The sequence below is a fragment of the Aerococcus sp. L_32 genome, from assembly GCF_050689315.1.
Genome location: NZ_JBOEQF010000303.1, coordinates 1 through 2,358 on the forward strand (window position 1 = coordinate 1; position 2,358 = coordinate 2,358).

Annotated in this window: 3 protein-coding genes; 2 read left to right on the forward strand and 1 reads right to left on the reverse strand. The window is 40.9% G+C overall.

Features of this window, described 5'->3' with window-relative positions; genetic code table 11:
* A partial coding sequence (locus ACRCJ0_RS12100) for a rhodanese-like domain-containing protein (RefSeq protein WP_431390577.1) occupies nt 1-202 on the forward strand: 202 nt, incomplete at its 5' end.
* Between the two features lie 218 nt (nt 203-420).
* Nucleotides 421-1,302: a polysaccharide deacetylase family protein gene (locus ACRCJ0_RS12105; protein WP_431390578.1), complete on the forward strand. Its 882-nt coding sequence runs from the start codon at nt 421-423 to the stop codon at nt 1,300-1,302.
* Between the two features lie 245 nt (nt 1,303-1,547).
* Here ACRCJ0_RS12105 and rlmD read toward each other — a convergent pair.
* On the reverse strand, nt 1,548-2,358 hold an 811-nt coding region (gene rlmD, locus ACRCJ0_RS12110; RefSeq protein ID WP_431390579.1), incomplete at its 5' end, for a 23S rRNA (uracil(1939)-C(5))-methyltransferase RlmD.

Sequence of the window (2,358 nt, forward strand, 5' to 3'; positions counted from 1 at the left end):
AGAGAAAAACTTGGTAAATATCCCACTAGAAAAGCTAGCCGATAACTTAGAAAAAATTGATAGCGACAAAGATATTTACCTACTATGTGGATCAGGCGGCCGTGCCACAGCAGGCGACGCCTACTTAACAGCACATGGCTACAACAAAACACATGTCATCGAAGGCGGCATCAAAGCAGTTATTCAAGCCCAAGGGGAATAATTGTTTTAGCTGTATTTTATTTTAGTTTGCTATGTTGCTTTACTGAGGAGAATCTCCACTAATATTATTAAAAAGATAGTGATTGCCAAGTCAGCGGTCACTATTTTTTCATTTGCGTGATTGTTTTTCTGAAATTTGAATGGTTTTTTTCCGTAATCTTTTATATATTAGTGTATGATAGATAGATATATATTATACGTTATAGAGAGGAATAGGACATGTTGAAAAGAATACCCATTCTATTATTAACAGGTTTGCTTTTAGCTGGTTGTGCTGGAAATGAACAAGAGAATGGCGATGGGTCCCAAGAACAAGCTACTTCTAGTGAATCTTCAGAGGCGTCCACTAATAATGGTAGTGAGGATGGGGAAATCACTGACCAAGATGAGGATAATAATGAAGATACAGATAATCAAGTAGCTAACTACTATATCGACCCTGAGATTTCAAGTGTATTGCCGGCTAATGAGGATGCGAACCCTAATGTTGTACTCGCCACTGTCGATGATGTACCAAGGAAGTTACCCGAAACATCAACGTCGTCAGTAGAGGAAGCACAAGCTATGGCCAACCGCGGTATTTACGGAATTTTCTTCGTCAACGGTATGTACTTACAAGGTGAAGATGGCGAAGAAGGCCGGCAAGCATTAAAAGAGATTGCCGACATGGGTCATGTGATTGGTAACCACACGCTTACTCATTATAGTCTTGACCAAGTACCTGACGAAGAAACCTTGCGTCACGAAATTATTGGTAACCAAGATATTATTGAAGAAGTTATTGGTTATCGCCCACAATTCTTCCGTCCACCACACGGTATTGAAACCCCAGAATTAGAGGGGATTTTAGAAGAAGAAAACATGGTGTCGATGAAATGGTCGTATGGTTTTGATTGGGACGAAAACTATTCAGACCCAGCAACGCTAGCAGATGTCATGGTGAACACTGAATTCTTATCTCCAGGCGCTAACTTATTAATGCACGACTTAACTTGGACCAACGAAGCTATGCCGGCCATACTAGACGGTATTCAAGCCAAAGGTTACGAATTTGTTGACGCCCGTGACATCGCCACACGAGACGAAATGGCTGACTTATAATCCAACCACTTGATTTTAAAAACATTTATACACGCAAAAAGATAGTGTCTGTTTAAGTTAACATTCACTATCTTTTTATATTGGTTATTAATTTGACTACATTGAGAAATTACTCATCATAATTAGCATATACTTATATTCTGTAACTATTGAATGTATTCGTGGATTACCTTAAAACCACCGGCTTATCTATTAATCATCAAAAGTTACTAAATAGAGTTGAAACCAGAGGCTTCATGTTTTAATTAATCTTTTATTTCTTTTTTCTTTAATAACACGATGTTTTCTAAATGTGCAGTGTGAGGGAATTGGTCGATTGGTTGCACTTCTACGACTTCGTAGCCAAAGTCGAGTAACCAAACGAGGTCGGCCGCTAAACTTTTCGGTCCGCATGACACGTAGACAATGCGGTCGGTGCCGAATCGACCGATGGCACGCATGACTTTACCGCCCGCCCCGTTACGTGGTGGGTCTAATAATAATAAGTCTGGTTGCCCCCAAACATCTGGTAAAACCCGCAATCCTGCTCTGGCATCTGAGGCCATAAAGAAGGTATTATCTAGGTTATTATCCGCGGCATTTCGTTTAGCTGAGTTGATTGAGTTCTCTACGATTTCAATCCCTGCCAACGATTTAGAAGCTGCTGCTAATGGTAGTGAAAAAGTCCCGATACCACAGAATAGGTCTAAAACTTTCATATCTTCTTTGACCTGAGCCATGGCGATCGCTGTTTCTACCATCTTATTGGCTTGGACAGGATTTACTTGGAAGAAAGTATCTGGCCAAATACGGAATTTAAAGCCTTGTAGTTCGTCGTTGATATAGTCACGACCGTGAATGAGGTAGACGTCATTGTCATACGACCGTTCGGTACCCCCATTTTTCTTCAACCATTGGAAGGAAACGATCCGTGGTTGCGCGTTCAGAAGGCGTTGGGTAAGGTCTTCGATGGCTTCAGTATAAGCACCCGGTGCTTCTAAAGCGTAAATGGCGACCATGATTTCCCCTGTTACAAATGATTGACGCATCAATAGGTTGCATAGCAAACCTTCTTTG